Source organism: Streptomyces sp. NPDC051976 (genome assembly GCF_040680795.1).
GTDB lineage: Bacteria > Actinomycetota > Actinomycetes > Streptomycetales > Streptomycetaceae > Actinacidiphila.
Map to the genome: position 1 here is coordinate 1 of NZ_JBFAXL010000056.1, position 24,584 is coordinate 24,584.

At 70.5% G+C, this 24,584-nt stretch carries 22 protein-coding genes; 10 read left to right on the forward strand and 12 right to left on the reverse strand.

Annotation, left to right across the window (positions count from 1 at the left end; all coding sequences use genetic code 11):
* Nucleotides 1-59: 59 nt before the first annotated feature.
* Nucleotides 60-2,120 carry an alpha-L-fucosidase gene (locus AB0M29_RS36225; RefSeq protein ID WP_365390781.1) on the reverse strand — a complete coding sequence of 687 codons (2,061 nt, stop codon included), beginning with the start codon at nt 2,118-2,120 and terminating at the stop codon, nt 60-62.
* Nucleotides 2,121-2,544: 424 nt separating this feature from the next.
* On the opposite strand from AB0M29_RS36225, the gene AB0M29_RS36230 reads away from it, so the two are divergent.
* The 3 genes from AB0M29_RS36230 to AB0M29_RS36240 are packed head-to-tail and all read left to right on the forward strand — an operon-like array spanning nt 2,545 to nt 5,670.
* Nucleotides 2,545-3,855, forward strand: coding sequence for a sugar ABC transporter substrate-binding protein (locus tag AB0M29_RS36230; protein ID WP_365390783.1), 1,311 nt, complete (start codon nt 2,545-2,547; stop codon nt 3,853-3,855).
* Nucleotides 3,856-3,862: 7 nt separating this feature from the next.
* Nucleotides 3,863-4,807, forward strand: a complete 945-nt coding sequence (locus tag AB0M29_RS36235; protein WP_365390785.1) for a sugar ABC transporter permease — start codon at nt 3,863-3,865, stop codon at nt 4,805-4,807.
* Entirely contained in the window at nt 4,804-5,670 is an 867-nt protein-coding gene (locus AB0M29_RS36240; protein ID WP_365390786.1) for a carbohydrate ABC transporter permease, read from the forward strand. Before AB0M29_RS36235 ends, AB0M29_RS36240 begins: the two co-directional genes overlap by 4 nt.
* A 71-nt stretch (nt 5,671-5,741) precedes the next feature.
* Here the strand turns inward: AB0M29_RS36240 and AB0M29_RS36245 are convergent, their stop codons facing one another.
* From AB0M29_RS36245 to AB0M29_RS36280, 8 genes are all read right to left on the reverse strand, one after another.
* Nucleotides 5,742-7,523 carry a S8 family serine peptidase gene (locus AB0M29_RS36245; RefSeq protein ID WP_365390788.1) on the reverse strand — a complete coding sequence of 594 codons (1,782 nt, stop codon included), beginning with the start codon at nt 7,521-7,523 and terminating at the stop codon, nt 5,742-5,744.
* Between the two features lie 168 nt (nt 7,524-7,691).
* Nucleotides 7,692-8,645, reverse strand: coding sequence for a helix-turn-helix domain-containing protein (locus AB0M29_RS36250; protein WP_365390790.1), 954 nt, complete (start codon nt 8,643-8,645; stop codon nt 7,692-7,694).
* Between the two features lie 131 nt (nt 8,646-8,776).
* Nucleotides 8,777-10,264, reverse strand: a complete 1,488-nt coding sequence (locus tag AB0M29_RS36255; protein WP_365390792.1) for a hypothetical protein — start codon at nt 10,262-10,264, stop codon at nt 8,777-8,779.
* Nucleotides 10,265-10,351: 87 nt separating this feature from the next.
* A complete protein-coding gene (locus AB0M29_RS36260) occupies nt 10,352-11,527 on the reverse strand; it encodes a mandelate racemase/muconate lactonizing enzyme family protein (protein ID WP_365390794.1) in 1,176 nt (391 codons plus the stop codon).
* 46 nt (nt 11,528-11,573) lie between these two features.
* Nucleotides 11,574-12,905, reverse strand: coding sequence for an MFS transporter (locus tag AB0M29_RS36265; RefSeq protein WP_365390796.1), 1,332 nt, complete (start codon nt 12,903-12,905; stop codon nt 11,574-11,576).
* A gap of 109 nt (nt 12,906-13,014) precedes the next feature.
* On the reverse strand, nt 13,015-13,905 hold the full coding sequence (locus tag AB0M29_RS36270) for an SMP-30/gluconolactonase/LRE family protein (protein ID WP_365390798.1): 891 nt from the start codon (nt 13,903-13,905) through the stop codon (nt 13,015-13,017).
* Nucleotides 13,902-14,933 carry a sugar kinase gene (locus AB0M29_RS36275; protein ID WP_365390800.1) on the reverse strand — a complete coding sequence of 344 codons (1,032 nt, stop codon included), beginning with the start codon at nt 14,931-14,933 and terminating at the stop codon, nt 13,902-13,904. Before AB0M29_RS36275 ends, AB0M29_RS36270 begins: the two co-directional genes overlap by 4 nt.
* The gene (locus tag AB0M29_RS36280; RefSeq protein ID WP_365390802.1) at nt 14,933-15,583 is read right to left on the reverse strand and encodes a bifunctional 4-hydroxy-2-oxoglutarate aldolase/2-dehydro-3-deoxy-phosphogluconate aldolase; all 651 of its coding nucleotides are present in this window, start codon (nt 15,581-15,583) and stop codon (nt 14,933-14,935) included. The genes AB0M29_RS36275 and AB0M29_RS36280 overlap by 1 nt, the downstream gene beginning before the upstream one ends.
* Before the next feature lie 138 nt (nt 15,584-15,721).
* Here AB0M29_RS36280 and AB0M29_RS36285 point away from each other — a divergent pair, with 138 nt between their 5' ends.
* On the forward strand, nt 15,722-16,495 hold the full coding sequence (locus tag AB0M29_RS36285; RefSeq protein ID WP_365390804.1) for an SDR family oxidoreductase: 774 nt from the start codon (nt 15,722-15,724) through the stop codon (nt 16,493-16,495).
* 70 nt (nt 16,496-16,565) lie between these two features.
* Here AB0M29_RS36285 and AB0M29_RS36290 read toward each other — a convergent pair whose 3' ends face one another.
* Nucleotides 16,566-17,051 (reverse strand): ATP-binding protein, encoded by a 486-nt coding sequence (locus AB0M29_RS36290; RefSeq protein ID WP_365390806.1) that lies wholly within the window; start codon nt 17,049-17,051, stop codon nt 16,566-16,568.
* Between the two features lie 208 nt (nt 17,052-17,259).
* Here AB0M29_RS36290 and AB0M29_RS36295 point away from each other — a divergent pair, with 208 nt between their 5' ends.
* Nucleotides 17,260-17,925 carry a GntR family transcriptional regulator gene (locus AB0M29_RS36295; protein ID WP_365390808.1) on the forward strand — a complete coding sequence of 222 codons (666 nt, stop codon included), beginning with the start codon at nt 17,260-17,262 and terminating at the stop codon, nt 17,923-17,925.
* Nucleotides 17,926-17,997: 72 nt separating this feature from the next.
* On the opposite strand, the gene AB0M29_RS36300 is transcribed toward AB0M29_RS36295, so the two are convergent.
* Nucleotides 17,998-18,987, reverse strand: coding sequence for an alpha/beta hydrolase (locus AB0M29_RS36300; RefSeq protein ID WP_365390810.1), 990 nt, complete (start codon nt 18,985-18,987; stop codon nt 17,998-18,000).
* A gap of 135 nt (nt 18,988-19,122) precedes the next feature.
* On the opposite strand from AB0M29_RS36300, the gene AB0M29_RS36305 reads away from it, so the two are divergent.
* The 5 genes from AB0M29_RS36305 to AB0M29_RS36325 all read left to right on the forward strand — a co-directional run bounded on the left by AB0M29_RS36305 (nt 19,123) and on the right by AB0M29_RS36325 (nt 23,618).
* Nucleotides 19,123-19,773 carry an XRE family transcriptional regulator gene (locus AB0M29_RS36305; RefSeq protein ID WP_365390873.1) on the forward strand — a complete coding sequence of 217 codons (651 nt, stop codon included), beginning with the start codon at nt 19,123-19,125 and terminating at the stop codon, nt 19,771-19,773.
* A 158-nt stretch (nt 19,774-19,931) separates the two neighbouring features.
* Nucleotides 19,932-20,510, forward strand: coding sequence for a hypothetical protein (locus tag AB0M29_RS36310; protein WP_365390812.1), 579 nt, complete (start codon nt 19,932-19,934; stop codon nt 20,508-20,510).
* Nucleotides 20,511-20,628: 118 nt separating this feature from the next.
* Nucleotides 20,629-20,931, forward strand: a complete 303-nt coding sequence (locus AB0M29_RS36315) for a putative quinol monooxygenase (RefSeq protein WP_365390813.1) — start codon at nt 20,629-20,631, stop codon at nt 20,929-20,931.
* Between the two features lie 200 nt (nt 20,932-21,131).
* Nucleotides 21,132-22,484: a cellulose binding domain-containing protein gene (locus AB0M29_RS36320; protein WP_365390815.1), complete on the forward strand. Its 1,353-nt coding sequence runs from the start codon at nt 21,132-21,134 to the stop codon at nt 22,482-22,484.
* A 471-nt stretch (nt 22,485-22,955) separates the two neighbouring features.
* A complete protein-coding gene (locus tag AB0M29_RS36325; RefSeq protein WP_365390817.1) occupies nt 22,956-23,618 on the forward strand; it encodes a hypothetical protein in 663 nt (220 codons plus the stop codon).
* A gap of 87 nt (nt 23,619-23,705) precedes the next feature.
* On the opposite strand, the gene AB0M29_RS36330 is transcribed toward AB0M29_RS36325, so the two are convergent.
* On the reverse strand, nt 23,706-24,497 hold the full coding sequence (locus tag AB0M29_RS36330) for a class I SAM-dependent methyltransferase (RefSeq protein ID WP_365390819.1): 792 nt from the start codon (nt 24,495-24,497) through the stop codon (nt 23,706-23,708).
* Between the last annotated feature and the right edge of the window lie 87 nt (nt 24,498-24,584).

Genomic DNA, 24,584 nt, shown 5'->3' on the forward strand with positions numbered 1-24,584 from the left:
CACAGCGTCTCCCCGGCCGCCACATGTGCGCCCGCCCGGACCGGGGCGGGTCGGCGGGGTCAGCTCTGCGGCTGGAAGGTCCACTGCAGGTTGGGGCTGTCGACGGGCGTCCACTGCTTGGTCACGGACCCGGAGGCGACCTGGCCGCCGCCGTCGAGGACAAGTCCCGTGGTGCGGTTGGCGATGCGGTAGCGGCCGTGGCCGAGGTCGGTGATCTGCCACTGCTGGTTGGGCCCGCCGTTCCAGGCGGACTGCCGGGCCGGGGCGCCGCTGGTGGTCGAGCCCCAGCCGTCGACGGCCATGCCGTTGGCGCGGTTGACGATCCGGAAGTAGCCGGTGCCGAGGTCGATCGCCTGCCATTGCAGGTTGGGGCTGTCGACGGGCGTCCACTGCTTGAGGTTCGAGCCGTCGGGGACGCCGCCGCCGCTGTCCAGTGCCAGGCCGTCCGTGACGTTGGTCAGCCGGAAGTACACCGTGGGATCGAAGGTCACCTTCAGGGAGGCGATGGCGTCGTTGTTCCCGGTGGTGCGCAGATCCGCGGCGTCCGTGGTGAACGTCCAGGCGGTGCCGGTGAAGTTGTCGCCCGAGTAGCCGGTCACGCGGAAGCCGTGCGGTACGCGTATCGAGGAGATGCGTGCGGGTCCCGAGCCGGCGGCCGTCAGCTGGGCGGAGGTGTAGGTCCCCAGCGGCAGGAACGCGACGGTCCCGGAGTAGTCGACGTCCTGGAACACGCTGGCACCGGCGGCGGGCGCGGTGGGTGTGCCGCTCACCTCGACGACCACCACCGAGTCGCTTGCGTTGGGCGCGGCCGACGGCACGGTGACGTCGATCCGGTCGGCGCTGACGGTGTAGGACAGGGACACCGAGGGGTTGTTCATCAGAGAGGCACGGGTGACGGTGTTGGACAGGGCCGGGATCGACAGCACTCCGCCGGTGGGCCAGTTGAACACATGGGCGTAGAGCGCGCCGTCCTTCCTCGTGGCCACGCCCCATGAGGGGTCGGTGGCGTACGGGCTCGGCCCGGCCCCGTGGACGCTGTCGCCGTACGTGGCCATCCAGGAGGCCAGGCCGTTCAGGATGGTCACGGATCCGGCGGTGACCGTACCGTCGCCCTTGGGGCCGATGTTGAGCAGGTAGTTGCCGTCCCGGGAGACCACGGTGACCAGTTCCCGGAGGATGGCGGTCACCGACCGGTAGGAGTTCTCGGACCCCGCGTTGTAGCCCCAGGCGCCGTTCATGGTGGCGCAGGTCTCCCACGGCCGGTCCAGTGGCGCTCCGGGTACGGTCTGCTCAGGTGTGGTGAAGTCCCCGAGTCCGAAGCCGCGCTTGACCCGGTCGTTGACGATGAGGCCGGGCTTGCGGGAGATCAGCCAGTTGTAGAGGTCGGCGCCGTCCGCCTGCAGCCACCAGTCCGTCAGGGTGGGGCTGCTGGGCTCGCCGAACCAGTCTCCGTCGAACCACAGCACCGCGGGGTCGTACCTGTCGAGCACTTCCTGGAGCTCCGCCTTCATGTCGGCGATGTAGCCGGTGCGGGCGGTCAGCGACGACATCGTGGTGAGGCCGCCGCTGCGGATCGTCTGCGACGGGTGGTCCCAGTCCATGATCGAGTAGTAGAGGCCGAACCGGATTCCGCGCTTCTCGCACTCGGTCTTGAGCTCCGCCAGCAGGTCGCGCTGGACGCCGCTGTAGTCGTGCAGGTTGTACAGCTTGCTGCCGGTGGTGTCCTTGAAGCCGGCGACGTCGGAGTCCCACATCGCGTAGCCCTCGTGGTGCTTGGAGGTGATCACCAGGTACTTCATGCCGGCGTCCGCGGCCAGCTGGGCGATCGTCGCGGCGTTGAAGGAGGCCGGGTTGAAGTGCGCGGAGACCTGGGTCTGGTAATTCGCCTTGGACCAGCCCTCGTTGTTGAAGGCCCACTCGCCGTGGCCGAGGTAGGAGTACGAGCCGAAGTGGATGAACATCCCGAACCTGGCCTGGTACCACCAGTCCATCTTGGCCGGGACGGTGTACGCGTGAGCTGCGGTGGAGAACAGCGCCTGCGGCACACCGAAGGCGACTGCGCCTCCGGCGAGCGCGGCGGCCCTGAGGAAGGTGCGCCGTGTGAGGGGGGACGGGGACATGGTGCGGCTCCTTGGGGTGTGACGGCTACGCGGTCGTGGGCAGGCTGCGCGGGAACCGGGACATCGCAGCCGTACGAGGGCTGCGGCCGGTCACGAGCCCTGGTGCGACTGGTGCTTGACAGCGGATCACTCCAAGAGGACCGATAACATCGGACCTATCGTGCGCTGAGATTAGGGCGAGCGAACGGGACGGTCAAGACTTTCCACGTCGACTCATCCCGCGCGAGCGCCAAAGATCCTATCAATGCAGGCGGACAGCGGCGGCTGAGAACTGGGTGTGCTCAACCTCTGGCGCGGATTTCGTATATCGCATATCTTGCCACTTCAGCGGCATGCCGGCGATCCGCCGGCACCACCGCAGAGACCGCGCCCCCTCTCATGAGCACACCCTCGAACAACGCTCAGGCACAAGGAGAACCGCACCATGTCACCCCTTCGTCGTAGATTCGCCGCCGTCGCCGTGGCCTCCGCGTTCGCGCTCACGGCTTCGGCCTGTTCCTCCGGCAGCGGGTCGTCCTCCGCCGACGGCCGAACCGTCGTGAAGTTCTGGTCCATGCCGTACTGGATCGGGCAGGACAACAAGGTCAAGGAGCTGGTCGACGAGTTCAACGCATCCCAGCAGAAGGTGACCGTGCAGCTCACCTCGCTGGAGTGGAAGGACGGCCGGGACAAGATCAAGCAGGCCGTCGCGGCGGGCAACGGGCCGGACGTGTGGCTGATGAACAACGGCCTGGACGTCGACTTCCTCAAGGCCGGCACCCTGGCCCCGCTGGACAAGCTCGGCTACACACCGGCCGACCTGGACAAGTTCCTGCCGCTGTCGGCGGTGGACCGGTACAACGGCAAGATGTACGGCGTCCCGCTGTACTTCGACTCCGACGTCCTGGTCTACCGGACCGACATCCTCAAGAGTTACGGCTTCACCGCCCCGCCGAAGACCTGGGACGAGCTGAAGTCGATGGCCAAGACCATCACCACCAGGTCCGCGGCGGCGGGCAAGAAGGTCATGGGCTGGCAGTTCAAGGGCATGGACGACCACCTCAACGCCATCAACTCCACCTGGGAGAGCTTCCTCTGCCAGGCGGGCGGCAGCCTGACCTCGCCCGACTACGCGACCTCGACGCAGAACTCGACCGCGGGCAAGACGGCGATGGACTACATGCGCTCCTTCTACACGGAGAAGATCTCCCGCACCGGCACCAGCGCGCTCAACGGCTTCATCAGCGGTGAGGTGGCCATGTTCCCGTTCTTCCAGTCCGTGATCGCCGATGTGCAGGCGGGCGGGGCCAAGACCGCGGGGAAGTGGGCCGTGGCCCCGATGCCCGCGGGACCGAAGAGCGGGTGCTCGATGGTCGGCGGCCACAGCCTGGTCGCCAAGGCGGGCGGGAAGAACCTGGCCGCGGCCGGCACCTTCATGCGCTGGCTCGCCTCCCCCGAACGCAGCGCGCAGTACATGGACTTCCACGCGATATTCCCCTACGACCTGACCAAGGTCACCCCGGCGGTCAAGGCCACCGTGGATGCCAAGATCAAGGGCGACCCGAGCTGGCCGGCCATCTTCGAACAGCTCAACCGCAACACACCTGACCTGGTACTGCAGGACCGCAACGCCTACCAGACCCGGTGGGACGCGCAGAAGGCGTCCATCGTCGCCGGGGTCGACGGCCAGAGCTCGGTCGACAAGGCCCTGAGCTCGATCGACGACCAGGTCGACCAGGCGCTGAAGGCGAAGTAAGCGGCACATGACCACGACGACCGAGCTCCCCGCGAAGCACACACGCGGCGACGCCGTCGGCAACCGGCGCGGCGGCAGTCCGCCGCGCCGGCGGCGGCGCCCCGGCGGCACCCTCGTCGCCTGGCTGTCGGTGGCCCCGGCACTGCTGGTGATCATCGGCTTCACCTTCTACCCGATGGTGCAGGCGATGTTCCTCAGCACCGACCGCTGGAACCTGCTGGGGCCCAAGACGTCCGTCGGCGCCGACAACTACCGCACCATCCTCGGCCAGGGCACCTTCAGGGAAAGCCTGTTCAACACCCTGGTGTTCACCGCCATCACCCTTGCGGGCACGTACGCGCTGGCGCTGGCCACGGCGGTGGCGGCCAACCGTGAACTCGCCTCCGCCAGGTTCGTGCGCACCGTCACGGTGCTGCCCGCCGTCATCCCGATGGTGGTGGCGGGACTCATCTGGAAGTGGCTCTACGACCCCGACCACGGCCTGGTCAACACGCTGGCGGGCCTGGTCGGTTCCGACGGCGCCCGCTGGCTGTTCGACCACCACCTGGCGCTGCCCGCCGTCGCCGTCGTCAGCATCTGGAAGGACTTCGGAATCTACGCACTGATCCTGCTCGGCGGACTCCAGCGCATCCCGCCCGAGATCTACGAGGCCGCCACCATCGACCGGGCCGGCCCCTGGCGGCAGTTCCGCTCCCTCACGCTGCCGATGATCCGCCCTGCCAGCGCGGCCGTCTTCCTGCTGCTGCTGTTCAACTCGTTCAAGGTCTTCGACCAGGTGTGGGTGATGACCGAGGGCGGGCCCGGCAACGCCACCCTCACGGTCGTCACGTTCATCTACACCCACCTCCTCACCGATGTCGGCGTCGCCTCGGCCGCGTCCGTCGTCCTGTTCGTGATCCTGATGGCGATCACCGTGGTGAGGATCTGGTTCTCTTCCCGGGAGGAGTCATGAGGACCGCGTCGGCCCGGATCTCACCCCACCGGACCGCACCCCCGCGGATCGCACCCACCCGGATCGGACCCGCCCTCTGGCTCGGCGTGGTCACCGTGTTCGCCGGAGTGCCCGTCCTGTGGATGGTCCTGACCTCCTTCCAGCCCATGACCGATCTGGTGGGCACCGGCCAGCACCTGCTGCCCCGGCACCTGACCGGCCACGCCTACCGGGAGGTGGTCGCCGACTTCCCGTTCGGCCAGTGGTTCGTGAACTCGCTCCTCGTGGCGGGCGCGGTGGTCGCGGGCAACCTGGTGTTCGACACCCTGGCGGCCTACGGGCTCAGCCGGTTCCGCTTCCGCGGCCGCCAGGCCGTGCTGACCCTGATCCTGGCCAACCTGATGATCCCCACCCAGGTGATCCTGGTGCCGCTCTACCTGGTGATGCGCGACCTCGGCTGGATCAACACCTACTGGGCGCTGATCGTGCCGTTCCTGGCCAGCCCGACGGGTATCTTCCTGCTCCGGCAGCACTTCATCACCCTCCCGGTGCAACTGGACGAGGCCGCCGCCATCGACGGCGCGGGCCGCATGCGCACTCTGGTGAGCGTCCTGCTGCCCAACTCCTGGGCCGCGCTGGGCACGGTGGCGGTGCTCAAGTTCATGTGGACCTGGGGCGAGTTCGCCTGGCCCTCGCTGGTCACCAACGACGAGGGCCTGCGGACCCTGCCGGTCGGACTCGCCGGTTTCCAGAACCAGTTCGCCCCGCGGTGGGACCTGCTGATGGCGGGGTCGGTGCTGGCCGCCATCCCCGTGGTGCTCGCCTTCGTCCTGCTCCAGCGCTTCTTCGTCCGCGGGCTGACCGGAGGAGCGGTGAAGGAATAGCGCCGCCACGCGGAACCACCGCGAGAGGCGGGCCGGGCACCCCACGTCCCGGCCCGCCCCGGCTCAGCCGGTCAGGAAGCCGAGCACTCGGTGTAGTACGGCAGCTTGGTGCAGGTGACCGCCGCGGTGGCCGACGCCTTGCCGCCCTTGTCGTCGGTGACGGTCAGCGTGGCGGTGTACGACCCGGTCCGGTCCGGGTAGGTGTGGCCGGGCTTGACACCGGAGCCCGCGGCGGTGCCGTCACCCCAGTTCCAGGCGTACGACGCGATCGTCCCGTCGTCGTCATAGGAGGCGGAGGCGTCGAAGCCGCAGTATCCCGACACCGTGCAGAAGCGGGTGAACGACGCGACCGGGAGTTCGTTGACGGACGGATCGGTCAGATGCACGTAGGTGCTGTTGCCGCTCGTGGCCCCTGAGCTGTCTGTCACGGTGAGCTTGACGTGGTACTGGCCGTACGCGGCGTAGGTGTGGCTGGGCTGGGCACCCGTGCCGGTGCTGCCGTCGCCGAAGTCCCAGGCGTACGACAGCCCGCTGCCGGTGGACAGGCTCGCGTCGAAGGTGCAGCTCCTGCCGGTGGAGCAGTTGGGGACGAAGGTGGCGTTGGGGCCGTTCGTGCCGCCTGCCGGGAAGACGGCGGGGTCGTGCAGGTCGAGCAGCGGTTCCTTGACGCCGTCGTGGGAGGTGTCGGTCCAGTTGGTGTTCCCCGCCTTGACCAGCTTGTCGCGTACGGCGAGCACACCCGCGCGGTCGGTGGGCTTGTTCTTCCCCGCGACCAACCAGGCGGCCGCCCCGGTGACATGGGGCGCGGCCTGGGAGGTACCGCTGTAGTTGGAGTAGCCGCCGTTCTTGTACGCGGAGGTGATGCAGTCGCCGGGGGCCGCGATGTCCACGCCCGTACCGAAGTTGCTGTAGTCGGACAGGGTGTCGTCGGTGTTCTTGTTGTTCTTGTTGCACCAGGCGAAGTTGCCGAGGCCGCCGGGCTTGCCGTCGCCGTCGCTGAGCGAGGAGACGGTGATGACGTCGGGCACGTTGGCGGGGGTCTGGTTCTTCACGTCGCGGTGGTCGTTGCCCGCGGACACCACGACCACGATGCCCTTGGCCACGGCCCTGTTGACCGCGTCCTTGACCGCCTGCACGTCGCCGTCGAAGCCCAGGCTGAGGTTGGCGACCCCGATCTCGTCGGAGTGCGCGGTGACGTAGTCGATGCCCGCGACGATCTCTTCCGTGCTGCCGCTGCCGTCGCTGTCGAGCACCTTGATCGACCAGAGGCGGGCACCGGGGGCGACACCGGTGTAGCCGATGCCGTTGTCGAGCTCGGCGGCGATGCCCGCGACATTGCTGCCGTGTCCGTTGTCGTCGGTCCCGGAGTTCTCCACACAGCCCTTGCTGCCGAGGCAGTTGACCCGCTGGACCACGTTCAGGTCGGGGTGGGTGTGGTCGATGCCGGTGTCGATGATCGCGATGTCCGCGTTGACCCGCTGGTCGAGGCCGTCGCCGACCTTCAGTGCGGTGTTGGCGGGGGTGAAGATCCGGTTGTTGCCGTTGGGGATCACCTGGCCGTCGGCGTGGCCGACGGCGTCGGCCTCCACGTACGCGACGGCCGGGTTCGCGCGCAGGCGCTGGACGGCCGTCGGGGTGAGTCGGGCGGAGAAGCCGTGCAGTGCGGACCGGTACACGGAACCGACGTCGACGCCGGGGACTCCGTGCGCGACCGAAGTGGGGTCGGTCGACGCGGAGTCCTTGAGTACCACGACGTAGCCGGATCCCGGCTCGTGCGCGTTGGCGGGCCCGGCGGAGCCCATAGCGGTGACCGCTGCCAGCATCAGGCCGGCGAATATCGCGGTGCGCCTCATGCTTCCTCCTTGTGGGGGGCGAGAAGTTGCCCGAAGGGTAGGAGGCGGAGGTCACCGGTTTTTCGCCCGTGGCGGTAAGCCGACAGCGACCGGCAGTTCACCGCCCGGCCGTCTCGCCGCCGGGCCGGCTGCCTGAGCGCCGGAGTGCCGGAGTGCCGGTCCGGTCCGTCAGCCGAGCAGCCCCTTCCTTCCGGCCTGCAGTCCGGCCTGGAAACGGGAGCGGGCGCCCAGCAGGGTCATCAGCCGGCTCATCCGGCGTTCGATGGTCCGCTTGTTCACCCCGAGCTTCCGGGAGATCGCCAGGTCGGTGTACCCGGCCGCGGCGAAGCCGAGCAACTGCGCGTCCTCGTCGGTCAGTTCGGCGGACGCCGAGCGCTCGGACCACAGGGGGGTGGCCCGCTCCCACAGGAACTCGAACAGCGCGAGGAGCGCGTCGAGCAGCGGCGAGCGCGTCAGGGCCAGCGACTGGCGATCCTCGGAGAGCGTGATGGGGACGAGAGCGGTGGACCGGTCGGTGACGAGCAGCTTCAGGGGCAGGCCGTCGTACACCCGCGCCTGCTCGCCGTGCTGCGCCAGCAGCCGCGCCAGGGCCAGTTGCTCGGGGTCGGCGAGCGCGGCGCAGTCGTACACCGTCCGGTAGCGCACACCGCGGGCCATCAGCTCCAGTTGGACCTCGGTCTGCCGGGCGACACCCTCGGACACATACGGAGGCATGTCCAGCGTCAGCACCTCGTCCTGGCTGGCACGCTGGCACTGCAGAAAGCGCTGCACATTCGTCTCTCCGCCGCGGACGAGTTCGACGGCGGGCTGCTGCTCACGGTTGGCCGCGAGCCACAGCCGGGTCAGGTCGGCCGCGGCCATCCGGGCCTGGTCGATCTGCCGGTGCCGTTGCAGGGCGAGCACCTCGACGGCCAGGTCGGGCGGCAGCGCGCGGAACCGTACCGGCCGGCCGGGGTTCCTCGCCACCAGGCCATGGGTCTCCAGAAGCCGCAGCTCCCTGCGGACCGCGGAGACATCGCGTCCGGCGGCCGCGGCGAGTTCGGCCGGTGACGTCGCCGGACGGGCCAGCAGTTCACGGTAGAGCGACTCCGCCGTCTCGGGTATCCCGAGCGCGTCCAGCATGGGCCCGCCTCCTGAGGTGATCGCCTCACCGTACCGATCGGTCCCCTGTCTCGTACCGGATCGACGCCGCGGAGGGTAGACGTGCGGCCGCCCCGGCGTCGGCGGGCAACTGACGCCGGGGCGGCGGTTGTTCAGGGGTTGCGGACCCAGAACTCGACGGACAGGGGCGGCACGGTGAGGGTGAGGGAGGGGCCGTTGACGGTGGTCAGGGTCTGGTTGTTGGTCGACGGGCCGAAGCGGTGGCCCTGGAACGGCGCGGACGTCTGGGTGTCGACGGTGTAGGTGAAGGAGTCGGTGGTGGAGCGGTTGGTGATGGCGAAGACCGGCTTGCCCTGCGGGGTCTTCCAGGCCATGATCCGGTGGTCGGTGAAGTAGCTGCCGTCGGTGTGGCGGGGCTCGTCGACGCCGTAGCGGACGGAGTCCCAGGGCATGTACTGGACGAACCCGGCGACCGCGTTCCAGTTCTGCGGGTTGAAGTCCCAGTGCCCTACGGGGATGTTCGGGAAGTGGCTGAAGTCGGTGTCGCTCGGCGGCCGCCAGTAGCCGAGGCCGTAGCCGGGCGCCTCGGCGTTGGTGGTGGGCTTGAGGGCGTGCAGCCAGAACCAGGTGGGCGCGTTCTGGAAGGTCATCCAGTTCATGAGGGACTGGGCGGTGTTGATGGTGCGCACGTCCGAGGTCTTGTTGTCGAGGTACTCGAACTCGTTGTTGAAGACGAGCTTGCCGGCGGCGCCGGAGGTGAAGTCACCAGTGATCTGGTCGTCGCTGTCGGCGCCCACGCGGTGGTAGGTCCACGCGTCGACGTAGGACAGCGCTGAGTGGTCCGCCTTGATGGCCTGGCCGTAGGACCCGCTCCACCCGTCCAGGCTGTTGGCGTGGATCATCGCGTGCGGGTACTTGGCCCGGATCTTCGGCGCGACGGCGGCGAACGCCTGGTGGTACTGGTCGGCGGAGTAGACGCACGACGAGTAGTCGGTGCCGTAGGTCGGCTCGTTCTGCAGCCCCCACATGGAGATCGGCACACCGCGCGCGGCGAGGTAGTCCAGGTCGCCCACCATCGCGTCGCCGAGGGCGTCCAGGTCCCCGGGGGCGAAGGACGCGAGCGAGCCTTTGATGTAGGAGTTGTTGGACTTCCACCCGGGCGTGGGCGACCAGTACTCGGCGGAGATGCCCTCGATGCCCGCCTGGCTGATCATGTCGGCCAGCAACGCGGCCTGGCCCGGATAGCGGTCCTGGAGGTGCTTGCCGGTGGAGTCGGTGCCCCGGTAGTACAGCCCGAGCGCGAGCCGGCAGTAGCGGAAGCCGTGGTCGGAGCGGACCTTGAGCATCTGCTGGTAGAAGCGGGTGCGCTCGCTGTCGACGAGGTCGTACGGGACGCCGCTGACCGTGGACGGCAGGCCGTTGTTGCCCGAGCCGATGGAGTCGGACTGTATCTCGAAGCCGAGTCCGAGGATGGTCTGCTTGCGCGGCTGGTCGAAGCGGATGGTGTAGCTGCCGGAGCTGATGGCCTCGGCGGACCAGCCGCCGAGGGGGGACAGTGCGACGGCGGTGCCTGCGGCGGCAGCCGCCGCTCCGCCGAGAAGGGCACGGCGGCTGATGCCGTGGTGTGGGCTGGGGGTCATCTCGGGCGTCCTCGATCCGGAACTCGATGTGTCGGGGGCACGGCCCGTCCGCTCCCGTGTGCGGTGGCGGGGGGACGGGCCGTGGGATCAGAAGCGGGCGATGGTGTAGCGGTCGACGACGGCGTCGTCGAGCTCGAAGCCCAGACCGGGCCCGGTGGGTACGGTCAGGGCTCCGTCGCGGAACTCCGGCGGGTTGCGCAGGATCGCCTCGCGGATGGGGTTGGGCAGCCGGTTGTACTCGTACGTGCGCAGGTTGGGGGTGGCCGCGCACAACTGGAGTGCGGCGCACAGGCTGACGCCGGAGCCGACACCGTGCGGGGCGATGTCGACGTGGAAGGCGGAGGCGAGGGCGGCGAGCCGGGTCGCCTCCGTGATGCCCCCGCTGCGGGCCACGTTGGGCATGAAGACGTCGATGGCCCGGTGCAGCAGGGAGTCGCGCAGGTCGAAGCGGGTGAAGTGGGTCTCGCCGTTGACGACGGTCAGGCCGGTACGGCGCCGCAGCTCGGCGAGGTTGGCCAGGTCGTCGACCTGGAGGGGCTCCTCGTACCAGGAGATGTCCAGGTCGCGCAGGACCGCGCCGACGCGGGTGGCCTCGTCCAGGTCGTAGGCGCAGTTGACGTCGGTGAGGATGTCGATGTCCTCGCCGACGGCCGCCCGTACGGCGGTCAGGTGGGCGCGGTCGGTACGGATCCCGCGGCCGATCTTGACCTTGAGGGCCCGGAAGCCCGCCTCGACGAATCCGAGGGCCTGGCGGGCGGAGTCGTCGGGGTCGGCGTGCAGTGCGACGGGGCTGGCGTAGCAGTCGACGCGCTCGCGGATCGGGCCGCCCAGCAGCCGGTGGACGGGCAGGTCCGCGACCTTGCCCCGCAGGTCCCACAGCGCGAGGTCGATCCCGGCGAGTGCTTCGAGGTAGAAGCCGCGGTTGTGGCCGCCGGCCGCCTGCCCCTGGAAGAGGCGCTCCCAGATCGCGGTGGTGGCCAGGCCGTCCTGGCCGATGAGCAGCGGGGCGAGCACCTGGGAGACGACAGTGGCGGTCACCTCGGGAGAGGGCAGTCCGTAGCACTCGCCGATCCCCACGCTGCCGTCCTCGGCGTGGACCTTGACCAGGGTGGCGTACTGCCCACGCCGGGGCAGGACGAGATGGCTGGAGGCCGGGTAGCGCAGCCAGTCAGGGACATCGCCGGGCGAGTCGTAGAGGTCGTCGAAGCTCGCCGACAGGGCCAGGGCCTCGATCTTGGCGATACGGAGGGGGGTCTTGCTCACGGTTGGTCTCTCCACGGGGTCGGGTTGGTGAGGGCGCCGGACGGTGTCAGGCGGTGAACGCACCCAGGTCCTCGGTGTCCTGCTGTGAGGTCTCCCGTCCGCAGAACACCGCGACGGCGGTGACGACGCAGGCGGCGATGACGTACAGCGCGACGGGGGTGATCGATCCGTAGGCCGCGACCAGCGCGGTGCCGATGAAGGGCGCGGTGCCGCCGAACAGGGCGCCGCCGAACTCCCGGCCGGCGCTGACGCCGCTGAAGCGGACGCGGGCGTCGAACTGCTCGGCCACCAGGGCCGCCTGCGGGCCGAACACCATGTCCTTGCAGAGCGGGATGGCGAGCACCATGGCGAGGAAGATCAGGCCGGTGCTCCTGGTGTGCAGCAGGGCGAAGAAGGGGAAGGCGTAGGCGATGGTGCAGGTCAGGCCGATGGCGACCATGAGACGTCGGCCGATCTTGTCCGACAGCCAGCCCCAGAACGGGATCGCGACGATCTCCAGGGCCGAGGCGGTGGCGATGGCCCACAGCATCGTCGACTTCGGCAGGTGCAGCGTCTTGGTGGCGTAGGAGAGGGCGAACGCCTGGATGAGGTAGCCCCAGACGAAGCCGGAGACGGTGATGCCCATGGTCCGCAGGACCGCCCCGGGCTGCTTGCGCAGCGTGAGCAGGAGCGGGAAGCGTACGGTCTCGCCGCGGTCCTCCAACTCGGTGAAGACGGGAGTCTCGTCGATACCGCGGCGGACCACCAGCCCGAAGACCACCAGCACGGCGCTCAGCAGGAACGGGATCCGCCAGCCCCAGGTGTAGAACGAGCTGTCGGGCAGGAGGGAGAACAGCGCGAACACCCCGCTGGCCAGGACGAATCCCGCGCCGGTGCCCATGGCGGGGATGGCGCCGAAGAGCCCCCTCCTGCCCGGCGGCGCGTTCTCCACGGTCAGCAGGGTGGCTCCGGCGAACTCACCGCCGACCGCGATGCCCTGGCAGATCCTCAGGAAGACCAGAAGGATCGGGGCCCAGGCGCCGGCCACCGCGTGCGTGGGCAGGACGCCGACCAGAGTGGTGGCCACACCCATCCCGACCATGGTGATCAGCAGGACGTACTTGCGGCCTATACGGTCCCCGAGGTGGCCGAAGATCACACCGCCGATCGGCCGGGCGGCGAAGCCGACACCGAAGGTGGCGAACGACGCCAGCGTGCCGCCGACGGAGGAGGACCCGAAGAACAGCGGGCCGAAGACCAGGGCCGAGGCCAGGCCGTACAGATTGAAGTCGTACCACTCCATGACCGTGCCCACGGTGCTGGCGAGCATCGTGCGTCGGCTGGTGCGGTGTTGTGCAGCGGTCACATTGCCGTCTTCGGTCGTCGTGACAGTGGCCATGAGGACGTTCACCACCTGTGAGGGGGACGGAGGTGGGGCCACCGTATGAGATATACGAAATAAGAACCAGAGGTTGCGGGAAGATTTTCCGCGCACTTCGCCATGCTCATCACCCCTCACCTTCAGTGACCGCTCGCGGGGCCGCCCCGAAGGCGCGGGCGGCGGGCGCCGTCACGGCGCACGGCCTGCTCAGCACCGCTCCCGCGAGCACGTCCGGCCTGCTCAGCCGGTGCCGGGCCGTCGTCACGAACATCCGGCCGCCACCGAACGCCACGCTCGAGACATGCGGTGTCGGCACGGGCACGGTGCACTCCAGCGAGCCGCGGTCCGTATACGCGCGCACCTGACCTGCCCCCCACAGCGCGACCCACAGCAGACCGTCGTCGTCGACGGTCATGCCGTCCGGCCGCCCTTGCCCGATGGGGACGGTGACCAGCACGGACGGTTGCCCCAACTCCCCGGTGGCCGCGTCGAGGGGGTACCGCAGGATGTCCCCTCGCCCACTGTCGGCCAGATACATCACGGTTCCCGACGGTGAGAACGCCGGGCCGTTCGGCACCGACAGGCCGGTCAGCGCGCGGTGCACCGAACCGTCGGGGTCCACCCGGTAGAGCGATCCGGCACCGGGCGCGCCATCCGCCGCCATGCTCCCGGCCCAGAACCGGCCCGAGGGATCGCACGCCCCGTCGTTCATCCGCATGGGCGTCGCCGCATGCTCCTCGGGGCGGCCCAGCCAGTGCACCCGGCCGTCCGGTCCCACGGCCGCGATCCCGGTACCGGCGGCGACGATCCAGCCGCCGGAACCGTCGGCGAGCGGCTCCGCCGCCCCAAGGGGCACACCGAGCCCCAGAAGGCGGTCCGGGGTGTCCCCGGGGCGCGCGCCGCACGTGTAGAGGTCGCCCGCCAGCAGGTCCACGAACAGCAGCCGGCCGTGGTGCCACCGGGCGCCCTCGGCCAGGTGATAACGGTCGGGTGCGAGGGGAACCCAGTCGGCGCTCATCGCAGTGTGCTCCCCGGTTCGGCCCGCAGGAGGTCGAGTTCGTGCCGGGCGGGCAGGCCCTCCCAGTCGCCGGGCGACGCGACGGCGAAGGCGCCCGTGTGCACGGCGCGGTGCAGCCTGACCTTTGGTGTCTCGCCGTCGAGGAGCCCGGACAGGTATCCGGCCACGAAGGCGTCGCCCGCACCGACGGTGTCGCGCACCGGCACGCTGACGGCGGGAAGCGACGCCCTGGTGTCCGGCGTGCGCACCTCGGCGCCCCGTGCACCGCGCTTGACCACGACCTCCCCGACGCCCGCCGCCAGGAGCGCCTCGATACGAGCGGACTCGGTCGCCGCCTGCTCGGGTGCGGCCAGGGCCAGTTCGTCGTCGGAGGCCACGAGTACGTCGAGATGACGGGCGAGCGGGCGCAGCGCTGACGCCGCCTCCTCGCGGGACCACAGCCGTGAGCGGTAGTTGACGTCCAGGCAGACGAGCGAGCCTGCCTCGGAAGCCGACCGCACGGCCCAGGCGACCGCCTGCTGTGCGTCTTCGCCCAGTGCGGCCGTGACCCCGGTGACGTGGAGGACCCGCGCCCCTTCGGTGAGGGCGGGTACGAGGTGGTCTCGCGTCAGCCGGGAACCGGCGGATCCCGTGCGGTAGTACGCGACGCGGACCAGATCGGCCACGCGCGGCTCGAAGACGACCAGCCCGGTCGGTCCGGCGTCGGTGACACCGGCCCGCGAGATGTCCACCCCTTCGGCCATCAGCGTGCGCCGCACCAGGCGGCCGAACTCGTCGGCGCCGGTCAGTCCCGCCCACCGGACGCGGTGCCCCAGGCGGGCCAGGCCGATGGCGACGTTCGACTCCGCCCCTGCCACCGACAGGCGCAGCGAGCCGCCGAGGAGCAGGGGCTGTCCGGCGCGGAGCGCGGCCATCGTCTCGCCGAAGGTCAGCACGTCGGTCGTGGAGGGGGTCGGCACGCCGGTCGTCACGGTGGTGATCGGGGCGGTCGTCGGGACTGTCGTCGCGTCGGTCAGCACGTCGGTCATCACGACTCCACGGGGACGAGGCGGCGGAACCGGGCGGCGCGCCCGACGAGGGCTTCGTGACCGGCGGTGGCGGCGTCCCCGCCGTCCGCCGCGTCGCCGATCAGCGGGCTGCCCACACCCACGGCCAGCGCTCCCGCCGCGAGGTACGCACGGGCCGCGTCCGCGTCGATGCCACCGACCGGCACGAACGGCACGTCCGGGAAGGGCGCGCGCAGCGCCCGCAGATGGGCGACGCCTCCCAGACTCGCCGGGAAGAGCTTGACCGCGGTGGCGCCCTCGGTCAGCGCCGCCGCCACTTCGGTCGGGGTCAGGGCGCCCGCCAGGACGGGCAGCCCCAGGCCGCGGCAGGCGGCCACGGCGTCCGTCACCCCGGGCGTCACCGCGAAGGCCGCGCCCGCGTCGGCGGCCCTGCGGGCGTCCTCCGTGGTCAGCACTGTGCCTGCGCCCACTATCGCGTCGGGTCCGAGAGCGGCCCGGGCCCGCTCGACGACGCCCAGGGCGTCCGCCCCGGTGAGCGAGACCTCGACCAATCCGATACCGGATCGGACGAGGGTGAGCACCGTGTCGAGCGAGGCGTCGGCGTCCGATCCCCGCACGATGGCAAGCAGGCGCTGGGAGCGCAGAGCGGAGAGGAAGTCGTCCTCTGTCATGGCCTCTGTCATGGATACCTCCGGAGGGCGTTGCCGATATTTAGTAGATCGTATACCTTCCTGTTCTGTTCCACGGCCCGGGACGCACCTGTTCCGTACGGCCGATCCGCTCCCCCAACGGCACGAGGTACTCACGACATGACGCGAACAGCCCTGGTCACCGGCGCCGCGGGCGGTATCGGCCGCGCCGTGGCGGCACGCCTCGCCGCGGACGGCCTGCGGGTGGCCGGACTCGACCTCGCCGACCCGCGACTGCCCGGCGTCTCGTACCACCGCGCCGATGTGACGCGGGCCGACGACGTCGCCGCCGCCGTACGCGAGGTGACCGCGAGCGGCGGGAGTGTGGACGTCCTCGTGGCCTGCGCGGGGGTCACCCAGGGCGAGCCCCTGCACCGCACCACAGAAGAGGAGTGGGACGCGGTCCTGCGGGCCAACCTCACCTCCGTCTTCCTGTGCGTCAAAGAGGTGCTGCCCGGCATGATCTCCGCGGGAGGCGGCGCGGTGGTGACCATCGGCTCCGTGCTGCACAGGACCGCCGCCCCCGGCCTGCCCGCCTACGCCGCCGCCAAGGGTGCGCTCGCCGCCCTGACCCGCCAACTGGCCGTGGACTACGGCCCCCACGGGATCTCCTTCGTCACGGTGTCTCCCGGCTGGGTCCGCACACCCGCCACCGAGTCGCGGCTCGGCGGCGAGGAGGACCTGGTGGCGCTGCGCGAGAGCAATCCGCTGCGGTTGCTCGCCTCCCCCGAGCAGATCGCCGCCACGGTCGCCTTCGCGGCCTCCCCCGAGGCGGCGCTGCTCACCGGCGGCGAACTCGTACTGGACGGCGGCGCGTCGGCCGTCAGCCCCGCGAGCCTGCTGCGCGACAGCCACCGCACCCGCATGGGCCTGCCCCCGCTGCACGGCGGTTAGGGCCGCCCGCACCCCGGTCGTCAGCGTGCGGCCGTCACCTGGGCCGGCTACCGCCGCACGGACGGCTGCCTCAGGCCGTGCACGCCACTTCCGCCCAGACCCGGTGGCCGCGGGCGATCCGCCCGCAGCCCCAGCGGCTGCTGACACCGGCGACCAGGAGCAGCCCCCGGCCGCGGCAGCCGAGCAGCATCTCCTCGTCCTGCCAGGTGGCGGTGACCGCGGCGACATCGAATCCGGGGCCCGCGTCCACCACTTCCAGCCGCACGTACGGTCCCCTGGGTCCGCCGGACCGCAGGGTGAGCCGGACGTCGGCCGCCGAGCCTGCGTGCCGTACGGCGTTCGCCGCCAGCTCGGCGGCGATCAGCGTGAGATCGTCCCGCAGGTGTTCCAGCCCCCACCCGGCGAGCTGCGTGGCGACCCAGGCACGGAGCCGACCCGCGGCGCGGTCACTGGCGGACAGTCGGCAGCGCTTGGTCTGCGATCGCGGCGTGCCCGCGTCGGCTCGGGTGGAGGCCGGGCGGACGGCACAGCCGCCGGAAGCGAGAGGAGGGGTCATCGCGGACTCCAGTGCACAAGGTGCGGGATGCGGTACCGGGCGTGCGGCCCCGTACGGACGCGGTGCCGGGTATGTCCATCGGCACCACCGAACACAAGGAGGATATCGTATACGAAGAGCCTGTCAAGGCTACTTTCCGCGTCATTGTCCGATCCGCGCCTCCCTGACCTGCCTGTTCCTCCGAAGGAATATCGCATACGATGAACGCATGGCAGAGAACTGGGCAGCGCGCCTGCCCAAGGTGAAGAGCAAGGCAGACCTCGTCTACGACACCCTCCACCAGGCCATCGCGGGCGGTGACCTCAGACCCGGCGATCGCATCAACATGGACGAGCTCTCCCGCAATCTGGGAGTCAGCAAGATCCCCATCAGGGAAGCCGTCAAGCGGCTGGAGTCCGAGGGCCTCGTCGTCGCGCAGATGCACGCCGGCGTGGTCGTCGCCACCATCGACAAGAAGGAGATGCGCGGCGTCTTCCTCGCCCGGGAGGCCATCGAGAGCCTGGTGGCCCGGCTCGTCGCGGAGCGCGTGGACGACGAGGTCCTCGCCCGGCTCGACGCCGTCCAGGCCGAGATGCGCACCGCACTCGACGGCGGCTCCGTGGATCTGCTCCCGCAGCTCAACTCCGACTTCCACCGCGTGCTGTCCGAGGCCAGCGGCTACCGCATCCTCACGGAGCTGACCGAGCAACTGCTGCTCACCATCCGCCGCTACCGCGTCATCGCCCCCCGCGACGACCAGAACTGGCGCTCGGTGGTCGAGGAGCACGACGCCATCATCGAGGCGCTGCGGCAGCACGACCCCGAAGCGGCGGCCTCGGCGGCCGCCGCCCACACGACCTCCCAGGCGGGCCACGAGATGACGGTCGGCGGCTGAGTCGGGCCGCCCGACCGCCGCACCAGGCGTGGCGGGAGCGGAAACCAAGCTGCCCGGATCGCTGGTCCGGGTTCAGCCTTGGAGGGTGGCGAGCCAGTCGGTCAGCAGGCGGTTGACCTCGTCGGGGCGCTCCTGCTGGATCCAGTGGCCGCAGCCGTCCAGGAGGTGGGAGGCCGTCAGGCCGGGGAGGGTGGTGGGGTAGGCGTCGATGGCGTCGGACATCCAGGTGGTGGAGGCGTCCAGGGCGCCGCCGATGAACAGGGACGGCTGCTTGATCGGGGCTGCGCGGTGCGGGGCGAGGTCTTCCCAGTCCCGGTCCATGCTGCGGTAGCGGTTGAGTGCACCGGTGAACCCTGTGCGCTCGAACTCCCCGGCGTAGACGTCGAGATCGTCCTCGCCCAGCCAGGCCGGGAGGACCCCGGTGGGGAAGCGGTCGCGCAGCCGCCCGCCGCCGCGGGCCACGAAGTGCGGGTCGGGCTCACCCTGTGCGGGCATGGTGTCGGCGGACAGGGCGGCGTAGAAGCCGGTGAGCCAGCCCCGTACATCGGGCTCGATCTCCGCCTCGGCGCGGCCGGGCTCCTGGAAGTAGGAGACGTAGAACTCCTGCTCGGGGCCGCCGATCTGGCCGAAGATGTCGGTGGGGCGGGGGCCGCCGGGCGGCGCGTAGGGGACGCTCAGCAGGCCGACGGCGCGGAAGACCTCCGGGTGGAGCAGGGCGGAGGTGGCGGCGATGTTGGAGCCCCAGTCGTGGCCGACGATCACGGCGCTCTCCTCGCCGAGGGCGCGCACGACGGCGACGTTGTCCTCCACCAGGTCGAGCATCCGGTAGGCGTCGGTGGCCTCGGGCTTGGAGGAGCGGCCGTAGCCGCGCACGTCGATCGCCACCGCCCGGTGGCCGGCCGCGGCGAGGGCCGGGAGCTGGCGGCGCCAGGAGTACCAGGACTCGGGGAAGCCGTGCACGAGCAGGACCAGCGGGCCGGTGCCCTGCTCGACCAGGTGCAGGCGCCCGGCCGGGGCCTCGACGGTGCGGTGGCGGGGCTCGGCGGTCGGCTCGGGATGCATGGGCTTCTCCTCGGGTCGCGGTGGACGCGGCTACCCGTCGATCATGCGGCGTGGCACCCGTCCGGCGCGATCAGCGTTGCCATTGTGGCAAACTCGCAGGACAGGGCGGTGGAGCGGCAAGAGGAATGGGGCGAGGTGGCAGTCGACGACGTGGACGGCACGCTGGCCGCGATGGGGCCCCGGTTCCGGGCCGCGCGCGAGCACCACGGCGCGACGCTCACCGCGGTCAGCTGCGCGACCGGCATCTCGACCAGCACGCTGTCCCGGATCGAGACCGGCCGGCGCAAGCCCACCCTGGAAGTGCTGCTGCAACTGTCGAAGGAGTACGGCGTCTCCCTGGACGAGCTGGCCGGGACCGCACCCGCCCCCGCGGCCGAGCCACGCGCTACGGCACCGCTGAGCTTCGGCGACGACAAGGCGGTACTGCCGTTGACCCGGTACGTCGGCGGCCTGCACGCCCACAAGCACGTCCTGCCCGCCCTCGAAGAGCCGCCCGCGCGGCCCCGCCAGGTCTCCCACGACGGCCACGAGTGGCTGTGCGTCCTGTACGGACGGCTGTGGCTCGCACTCGGCACCCAGGACCTCATCCTGACCCCCGGGGACGTCGCCGAGTTCGACACCCGCACCCCGCACGGCGTGGCGAACGCCAGCCCCGGCGGCCCGGTCGAGTACCTGATCATGTTCGGACCGCAGGGCGAACGCCTCCGGCCGCGCACCCCTCCAGCCGCCGGTCGCGGGAACCACCGGCCGCATCCGGGCCAGGCCGACCGAGCGGAACAGCGGTAGGCTCCGCATCCCGCTCCGACACGCGCACGTTCGGCCCTGGCGCCGGGCGCGGGGTGAGCAGGCGTCATACCGTCGCTGTCATGGGGTGCGACAGCGTCTGGTGGCCACGTGTCGGCGTTGTGCTAGCCGTGGTGGGGGCCGTCCTCACGTTGCTGGGCATGACCAGCACGTGGCGGGCAAGCGGGCGCATGATGGGGGAGTTCCTGGGTGCCGGGCGCCTGAAGGCAGTCAGTCGCTCGGTACCGTCCCGTTGGCACCGCCTGACTCACCGGCGCACGGCCCCGGAGGCCGGCGCGGCCACTGCGGACGCGGCAGCCCTTGGCGCCACGGTGAGCACCGGAGTGGAGCTGCCTGCCGGGCCACTCCCCGACCAGGTGGCGTGGCTCGTCGACCAGGTGCAAACGCTGCGGGCGGACGCGGACCGCGACCGGCGGTACAGCCGCGAGGCCGACGCGGCGTTGCGGACCCGGCTCCACGCGACGGACAAGCAGCTCGTGAGGGCCCTGGACAAAGTGGCAGTGGGCGAGCTGCGCATGGCCGCCGTTGGCCTGCTCCTGGTCACCCTGGGCGCCGTCGCCGCTGCTGTGCCGGGCTTGTGCGGGGCCGCCTCGGACCACCCACAGCAAGATCACCAACGGCGGGCGGCGCGGCCTGTCGTGGTAGCCAGCCGTCTTGACCCCGGCCATGACCGGCCTCGGGGAACATCAGTACAACGGCTATCGGCGAGGCCGCAGTAGACACCTACCTGTCAGAGGTCAGTGCGCTCGCGCCCAACGACCGCCCGGATTCTGCAAATCGCGCGCCAGCGCTGGCCTCGTGGCGGCTCACACGTCAGTGCCAAGTAGGCTCCAGCGCATGTCACAGCCGATACAACTCGTCATCCTGATCACCGCCCTTCCGGGTCGCGGCCAGGACCAGATCGCCGCGTTCGAGCGGCTCGCGCCGATCGTGCGAGCCGAGCCCGGATGCCTGCAATACGACCTCCACCAGGTGAGCGGCGAGCCTGACCGCTTCGTTCTCATCGAGCGGTGGTCGTCGAAGGAGGCACTGGCCGCACACGACGCCACCCCGCACATGATCGAAGCCGATGCGGCCAGCCCCACGTTCCGAGCGGGGCCCGCGGAAGTGATCCAGCTCGTCGCCGAACCCGTGGCCTGAGCGCTTCTCGTACAGTGCCCCGAGGCCGCGCTTCCGTGGGGCACGCGGTATTCCCCCGGTCGGCCCGGAGGGACGCCCTGGTCCGGATCTGGACACGGTACCGGGGCCGAAGGCAGTATGGGAGCGCTCCCATGCGGATCGCGCTGACCGATCCGCCGGGAGTGCCGCGACTCCGTCCCCCCACATTCCCGGAGACGTCCATGCGATTACCCGTTCATGTCCCCAGGCCGGCCAGGCGGTCGTCCGCCGCCCTGGCCGCGTTCCTCGGCGCGGTGCTCGTCTGCGCCCTGACCATGCTGCCCGCCCCGGCCGCCACGCCGCGCGCCTCCTCGCCTGCCGCCGACGTGGTCGGCAACGCCACCCACTTCGACGGCCTCGGCCAGCCCTACGGCGGCTGCGGTATGCCGCAGGCGGAGTTGGAGACGCAGGACTTCGTCGCCCTCAACGTCTTCAACACCCCCGGCGACTACGCGACGTACCCGCGGCCGGTACCGCCTGATCAGGCGTCGCGTATCGGCGCGTGGGACAACGGGCACAACTGCGGGCGCTGGGTGAAGGTCACCATCGGCGACTACTGCACCGGCACCAACGACGGCGCCCCCCACCAGCCCTTCTGCCGCAACGGCTCCTGGGTCTCCGACTCCTACGACGGCGCGACCTTGATGATGCTGGTCGCCGACAGTTGTGCCGACGCCAACGCCTGGTGCCGCGACGACCCCAACCACCTGGACCTGCGCACGGGTTCGCTGGCGAACTTCACCAAGGACGGCCTGCCGGTCAGCGGCCTGGCCGACCACTGGAACAACCGGCACGTCTCGTGGAGTTACGCGCCGGCCCCCGCGTACAACGGCGACATCAAGATCGGCTTCCTGCAGGGCGCCCAACGCTGGTGGCCCGCGATCTCGGTCTCGCACCTGCCCAACGGCGTACACGGCGTGGAGTACCTGGCGGACGGGGCCTGGCACGACGCCCAGATGGACAGCGACATGGGCCAGTCCTTCATCCTGGCGCCCACCACCTCCGGCGGCACCGACTTCACCATCCGGGTCAAGGACGCCTCCGACCAGTACGTCTTCGACGGCCGCACGTACGCCTTCTCGCTGCCCGCCTCCTGCTCCAGCACCTGTTCCGGCGCCTACACCGGCGTCACGTACACGACGTCCGGCGGATCCACGACGCCGCCGACGACCCCGCCCACCACGCCCGTGACCACTCCCCCGACGACCCCTCCGACGACCCCGCCGCCGACCGGGGCAGGGTGCACGGCGGCGGCCAAGGTGACCAACTCCTGGCCCGGCGGCTTCCAGGCCGACGTCACGGTCACCAACTCCGGCGGCAAGGCCACGTCCGGCTGGTCGGTACGCCTCACCCTGCCCTCAGGCACAAGCGTCAGCTCGGTGTGGAACGCCACCGCCGACACCTCCGCACCACCCATCACCCTGCGCAATGCCGCCTACAACGGCAGCCTGGCGCCCGGAGGCTCGACGGCCTTCGGCCTGACCGCCAACGGCTCCGGCACCGGCCTGGGCACACCCCTCTGCACCGCGAGCTGACCCCGATCCCCCTCCCCCGCACGGCCGGTGGCCGGTCCGCGGCACGCGCCGCGCACCGGCCACCGCGCGGTGGAATGCGTGTGCTGATGCTGTGGCTTTTTGGCATGATCGCAGGGTCCGGGGTGCCGCGACACGACCACGGAGCGCGGTGGTTGCGGTTGGTCAGCGTGAGGGGGGTACGGCGTGCGCCTGGTCGAGGCCGGTCGGGGAGATGGACACAGGGTCGGGTATCGCGCGGCCGCCATGGCGACGGCGGTGCTCGTGGTGGTGCTCACCTGCTTGGCCGGCTGCTCCGGCTCCGGAAGCGGACCGGCCACTGCTGCGCCCTCCAGCGGCAAGGGCGCGGCCGTGCGGCAGACCCCTGTGCCGCCTTCTGATCCGAATGGCCGCCATCTGGCTCTGGGACAGTGCTTCACCGCCGATCGCGGCACGTTGCGAGGGGGGATCGAAGCCCGGACGGTCGTGCGTGTCGTGGCGTGCACCCGACCGCACGACGCCGAGGTGTTCGGCCGCTTCACCGTCGCCGGCTCCGACTATCCGACCAAGGTGTCCTGGGGTTCCTCGGCGGACTTCTACTGCGCCAATCTCCTACCCCGGTACGACATGGACAGCTGGACCCTCGGGCCTTCCGTCGCCCGCGTCCACTACTTCCTGCCGACCCGCGCCCAGTGGACCGCCGGCGATCACGACGGAGTCTGCTACTGGGTACCCGTGCCCGACCCCACCACCACTCGTCTTCGTCGCGATTCCACCACCCTGACCGCCGACGCGTACGCCTACCTGGACGCCGCGCAGCGGCCGGAGTCGCCCCTGGCGGAACCGGCGCAGCAGCATGACTCCACCCTGAGCGACTACCAGAACTGGGCAGGTGGGGTCGCCGACTCCTACGCCACCGAAGAGCAACTGCTGAAGAACCATCAGTGGCCGGTCGCCGCCCAGGGCCCCGTGAACGCCCTTCTGCAGCAAATCGATTCCATCGTCCCCGTCTGGCGGAACGCCTCCCAGGCCGCCTCGTTGCCGGCCGTCGCGAGCGACGTGAAGAGGGCGCAAGCGCTCACGACCACGGCCCAGGAGCGGACCGTCCGCGCAGCTCTCGGACTGACCACCACCCAGTCGTCACAGCGCGGGAACTGAGCATCTCGGGCGCCACGTACACCGATCGCGCCGTGAGCGGGACCCGCGGCATCCTCCCTCGGGACACCGCCGCGGGCCACGGCTGGGTCAGCTCGGCTTGACCGCCAGCGTCGCGAAGTAGTTCGACATGTAGGGAGCCGATGCGTTGGATTGGTGCGGGCCTTCCGCGAAGCCGGTGAGGACGAACCCCGCGGCGAGTTGCCCGCCGATCTGGGCGGTGAGGGTGTGGCTGTATTCGAGAGCGGCATCGGCGCCGAACTTCGTGGCGCGTTCCTCGGCGGAGTAGTGCGTGACATCGCTGTAGGGCAGCTTGTGCACGACGATCAGCTCGCCGCGCTCGTCGAGCGCCTCGTGGTCGAACAAGTACACATCAGGGTTGAGGAAGCCCGCGAGCAGGGTTCCGCCCGGTCGCAGGACGCGGAAACACTCACTCCACACCGGTGCCAGGTCCGGTACGAACAGGTTGGAGACCGGATGGAACACGACGTCGAATGTGGCGTCGCCGAAGACGCTGAGGTCGCGCATGTCGCCCAGGACGGTGCGCAGGTCGAGTCCGTCGCGCTCGGCCACCATCTGGTCCTGGCCGAGCTGGCGGGGTGAGTTGTCGAATACGATGACCCGCGCCCCCGCGGCGGCGAGGACCGGACCCTGCTGGCCGCCGCCGGAGGCCAGGCACAGCACGTCCTTGCCGGTCAGGTCCGTGGGCAGCCAGGAGCGGTCGAGCGGCTCGTACCCGATGAGAACGATCAACCAGTCGCCCGTGCGGGCGCGCTCGACGACCTCCGTACTCACCGGCCTCGACCACTCGTTGCCCTCTTGGACGTACTTGTCCCAGGCCGCCCGATTGTGGGCAACGGGGTCGTCGACACTGTCCTGCACGTTTCACTCCCTGCGACAGCCAAGCGGACACCTGCGGTACCGACAGTTCGGTGCCGCCAGCCAACACGACCGCGGGGGGCGGGCTCA